The sequence below is a fragment of the uncultured Blautia sp. genome, assembly GCF_902497045.1.
GTDB lineage: Bacteria > Bacillota > Clostridia > Lachnospirales > Lachnospiraceae > Blautia_A.
On record NZ_CABVDF010000218.1, the window covers coordinates 1 to 5,033 of the forward strand.

The 5,033-nt window shown below is 40.9% G+C and carries 4 protein-coding genes; 2 read left to right on the forward strand and 2 right to left on the reverse strand.

Going from position 1 to position 5,033, the window contains the following annotated elements; genetic code table 11:
• Nucleotides 1–803: hypothetical protein (locus RDS42_RS12525; protein WP_308783952.1), on the forward strand; the 803-nt coding region annotated here is incomplete at its 5' end.
• Nucleotides 804–817: 14 nt separating this feature from the next.
• Nucleotides 818–1,459, forward strand: a complete 642-nt coding sequence (locus tag RDS42_RS12530) for an ATP-binding cassette domain-containing protein (protein WP_308783953.1) — start codon at nt 818–820, stop codon at nt 1,457–1,459.
• 78 nt (nt 1,460–1,537) lie between these two features.
• Here RDS42_RS12530 and RDS42_RS12535 read toward each other — a convergent pair whose 3' ends face one another.
• Nucleotides 1,538–2,296, reverse strand: coding sequence for an aminoglycoside phosphotransferase family protein (locus RDS42_RS12535; protein ID WP_308783954.1), 759 nt, complete (start codon nt 2,294–2,296; stop codon nt 1,538–1,540).
• A 21-nt stretch (nt 2,297–2,317) separates the two neighbouring features.
• On the reverse strand, nt 2,318–4,936 hold the full coding sequence (gene adhE, locus RDS42_RS12540) for a bifunctional acetaldehyde-CoA/alcohol dehydrogenase (protein ID WP_308783955.1): 2,619 nt from the start codon (nt 4,934–4,936) through the stop codon (nt 2,318–2,320).
• Between the last annotated feature and the right edge of the window lie 97 nt (nt 4,937–5,033).

The window sequence follows — 5,033 nt, forward strand, 5'->3', positions numbered from 1 at the left end:
TTCTTATCCCCCGAATCTGGGCTGGATATATCTATGGATTCTGGCTTGGCTTATCTATTTCGATACGTTATTTACAATTTGCAGCAGGAAATACAGTGGGAATTTTTGATTCTTTTCTCCTGCTATATAATGATATATTCCAGGTTACTCTTCTTGTAATTGGATTTTTTATAATAATTGCCGATGCGCCTTTTGTGAATTCTATGACTTATTTTACATTAATAAGAAGCAGTGGATTACTCTGGCGGCTATCCATGACATCTTATTTGCTTATACAGCTTCTTATATACCAGGCAATTATTATCATGGGCTGCATATTTCCAATTTTTATAAATGGAAATTTTACCTTTGAATGGAGTGATACTATACAAATACTGATTGGCGCAACACCCCAGATTGCAATGACTGAATACAGTCTTCCTATACCAAATAGTTGGATTTTAAGATTTTTCAGCGTAAATGAAGCTCTTTTTCATAGTTTTTTATTAACATCTCTTTATTGTTCCTTTTTAGGAATCATAATTTTTATCGGCAATTTAAGCTCCCGATTTCCGTTAGGAATGCTCTTTGCAATAGGAATTCATTTTTCAGGCATGCTGCTAATGTCTGGTTTTGTTCCCTTATATCATCCTGCTATGCTGGCACATGGAATAATGCAATTTCATATTCCGGGAAAAGAAATGTTATCTTTTACAGAAAGCTATTCATTATTTTTATTAAGCAATGCAATTTTGTTATCCATTCTAACTCAAATCTCAGGTCATATTGATTACAATATAGCAGTGAGCCAAAAAAACTGGTAAACAAGGAGATAGCTATGGCAATTATAGAAATTGATAATATCTCGAAAGAATTTTCTGGCGATATTGTTCTTCACCCTGTTAGTATCTCTTTTGAAAAAGGAAAAATATATGGGATAATCGGGAGAAATGGTTCTGGAAAGACAGTTTTATTAAAAATAATAAGCGGTTTTCTTAGACCAACCACTGGCACAGTAACTATTAATGGAATATCGCTTGGAAAGAAAAACGAATTTCCTAAAAACACAGGAATTCTAATTGAGAAACCGGTTTTCCTTCCATACAAAAGCGGTTTTCAAAATCTGAAATATTTAAGTCAAATCCAGAAGTTAATTAATGATCAGGAAATTTACAAAGTCTTAGAACAAACAGGTTTAACTTCTGCAGCAAAAAAGCTTGTTGGAAAATACTCTATGGGTATGAAACAGCGTCTGGGAATCGCACAGGCAATTATGGAAAACCCGGAAATCCTTATTTTGGATGAACCTATGAATGGATTAGATGATCAGGGCGCTTCGCAAATGCGAAAACTTTTTCTGCAGCTTCGCAATGAAGGAAAAACTATTCTTCTTGCCAGTCATATGCAGGAAGATATTCATGAATTATGTGATAAAGTATATCGTATAGATGCAGGAATTATAGAAGAAATAAAAATCTGATCCCCGAAACCGACACAGTCGGCTCGGGGATTGTATAAATAATAAAGGGATTTGTTTCAAATGGTTTTTCTATAAAATTTACTGGAAATCAATGATATCCGCCCAGCGGAGAAGGAATTCTTCTTCATCCTTCACACCTTTTGTCAGCTGCGCTGCTGCTGCAATAGGAAGCCATTTCTGTACATACTGTTTTGCAGTATCGCTCTTCCTGCAGAAAAGATTCAGATACAGATCTGCAGTTTTCTGATCCTTGAGAGCAAACTCAAGATAAGTGATTGCTGCATCGCCGCTGGCATTTCCCTGAGTTGCATGAGACCAGTCTACGATCTTCATAGTTCCATCCTCTGCAACGATCACATTACTTGGATTAAAGTCTCCGTGGCAAAGTTTGGTGTGGTTTGGCATGGAATCCAGCCTTGTAAGAAGCTCATAGCGTACAGTCGCATCCAGCTTGTCCTTCACGCTCTCGATCTTACGGGCAAATTTGTCCTTCTGAAGTGTAAGTCGGGGTGCTTTTTTCTCATGCATGGAAAGCTGAAGATCCACAAATTTTTCCATGTATTCTTCCATCTTCTCCGGATTCTCCTGCATCAGCTGTTCCAGAGTTCTGCCTTCCACATACTCGATCACAACCGCCCATTCTCCATCAATCTGTGTTACTTCCAGCACCTTAGGAATATCCAGTCCACTTTCCTCTACGCGAGCCTGGCAGAGAGCCTCGTTAAAGACATTTGCCTTTCCATGCTCTTTGGTAAATACCTTGATGATACGGTTTCCGTCTTTATAGACTACCTTATATGGACGTGTCAAAAAAACTTTTTTGTCTTTCAGATTCATGGTAAATACCCTCCCTTTTCTTTATTTGGACTCTTTTCCATAATAAGCCTTCAGATAGATTTCTTTCAGCTCGGACATCAGCGGATATCTCGGATTCGCACCTGTACACTGGTCATTAAATGCCTGCTCTGTCATCTCATCCAGAGTCTCCAGGAAATATTTTTCATCTACATTATAGTCTTTGATAGTCGGCTTAATCTCGATGATCTTTTTCAGTTCCTCAAGCTTCTCAAGAAGCTTCTCAAATACTTCCTGATCGTCTTTTCCGGTAAGTCCTACAAAGCGTCCGATCTCTGCATAACGCGCCAGTGTATGCGGGTACTGATACTGCGGGAATGTCCCCATCTTTGTTGGTACTTCAGCACTATTATAACGCATAACATCTGTAAGAACCAGCGCATTTGCAATTCCGTGAGGAATATGATGGAAAGCGCCAAGCTTATGGGCAAGTGAGTGATTTACGCCCAGGAACGCATTTGCAAAAGCCATACCTGCCATACAGGAAGCGTTTGCCATATGGTCTCTTGCCTCTACGTCATTTCCGTCTCTGTATGCTCTTGGCAGGTAATCAAATACCAGTTTGATTGCTTTCAGTGCAAGACTGTCTGTGTAATCAGAAGCCATAACAGAAACATAAGCCTCAATGGCATGAGTCATAACATCGATACCGGAAGCACAGGTCAGTCCTTTTGGCGCGCTCATCATATTATCTGTATCTACGATCGCCATATTCGGCATAAGCTCATAGTCCGCCAGCGGCCATTTGATACCGGTATCTTTATCTGTGATAATGGCAAAAGGTGTTACCTCAGAGCCTGTACCAGAGGAAGTAGGAATTGCTACAAAATAAGCTTTTTTACCCATTTTCGGGAAGGTATAGATTCTCTTTCTGATATCCATAAAATCCATTGCCATATCATCAAAATCTGCATCCGGATTCTCATAAAGCACCCACATAACCTTACCGGCATCCATTGCAGAACCACCGCCAAGAGCAATGATACAATCCGGCTCAAAGGCACGCATTGCTGCCGCACCGGCTTTTGCAGATGCAAGAGACGGATCCGGCTCTACATCAGAGAAGCAGGTGTGAACGATTCCCATCTGATCCAGCTTGTCTTCAATTCTCTTTGTATATCCGTTTTTATAGAGGAAGGAGTCTGTTACAATAAAGCAGCGTTTCTTACCCATAACAGTTCCCAGTTCATCAAGTGCTACCGGCATACAGCCTTTTTTGAAATAAACCTTTTCCGGTGTTCTCATCCAGAGCATGTTCTCTCTCCTCTCTGCAACAGTCTTAATATTGATCAGGTGCTTCACTCCTACGTTTTCGGAGACAGAGTTTCCGCCCCAGGAACCGCAGCCAAGTGTAAGAGAAGGAGCAAGCTTAAAGTTATAAAGATCGCCGATTCCACCCTGAGAAGACGGTGTATTTACAAGGATACGGCAGGTTTTCATTGCCGCTGCATGTTTTTCCATCTTTTCTTTTTCATTTACATTAATGTAAAGAGAAGATGTATGTCCGTATCCGCCGTCCGCTACCAGCTGTTCAGCCTTTGAAATCGCCTCGTCAAAAGTTTTTGCCTTGTACATGGCAAGCACCGGAGAAAGCTTCTCATGAGCAAACTCTTCACTGATATCTACGGATTCCACCTCGCCGATCAGTATCTTTGTATCAGCCGGAACCTTTACACCTGCCATTTCTGCGATTGTGGCAGCCTTCTGACCTACGATCTTTGCATTCAGGGCGCCATTGATAAGGATGGTCTTTCTTACCTTATCCAGTTCGTCTTTTTTCAGGAAGTAGCAGCCTCTGTACTGAAACTCATCCTTAACAGCCTGATACACTTTTTCGAGAACTGTCACCGACTGTTCAGAAGCACAGATCATACCATTGTCAAAGGTCTTGGAATGGATGATGGAGTTTACTGCCAGACGTACATCTGCTGTATCGTCAATAATAACCGGTGTATTTCCTGCACCTACTCCAAGTGCCGGTTTTCCGGAAGAATAAGCTGCTTTTACCATTCCAGGACCGCCTGTTGCAAGGATAATGTCTGCCTCTTTCATAACCAGATTAGTAAGCTCAAGACTTGGCACGTCGATCCATCCGATGATCCCTTCCGGCGCTCCTGCTTTCACAGCAGCTTCCAGTACAATCTTTGCAGCCTCAATGGTAGATGCCTTTGCACGAGGATGTGGACTGATAATGATCGCATTTCTTGTTTTCAATGCAATCAGAGTTTTAAAAATAGCAGTTGAAGTAGGATTTGTAGTCGGAATAACTGCCGCGATCAGTCCGATCGGTTCTGCAATTTTTTTGATTCCATAAACCGGATCTTCTTCGATCACTCCGCAGGTTTTTGTATCTTTATATGCATTGTAGATATACTCTGCCGCATAATGATTTTTAATAACCTTATCTTCTACAATACCCATGCCAGTTTCTGCAACAGCCATTTTTGCAAGGGGAATACGTGCTTTGTCAGCAGCGGTAGCTGCAGCCTTGAAAATTTTGTCTACCTGCTCCTGTGTATAAGCGGCGAAAAGTTTCTGTGCTTCTTTCATCGCAGCCATCTTTGCTTCCAGTGCTTCTGCAGTGTCGATCACAGCCGGGATGTGGGTTTCTGTTTTTGCCATGTGAAATCCTCCTTGTTATCCTTTTATTTTTGCTTTTGCCTGATAATGTGTCAAATAATTCTGTTAATCAATTAACGTTAATTTTTTATCAAACTTG

What these genes read in the sequence shown, in the direction of transcription:
- RDS42_RS12530 (WP_308783953.1), top strand. Translation starts at nt 818, where the DNA reads ATGGCAATTATAGAAATTGATAATATCTCGAAAGAATTTTCTGGCGAT.
- RDS42_RS12535 (WP_308783954.1), bottom strand. Translation starts at nt 2,296, where the DNA reads ATGAATCTGAAAGACAAAAAAGTTTTTTTGACACGTCCATATAAGGTA.
- adhE (WP_308783955.1), bottom strand. Translation starts at nt 4,936, where the DNA reads ATGGCAAAAACAGAAACCCACATCCCGGCTGTGATCGACACTGCAGAA.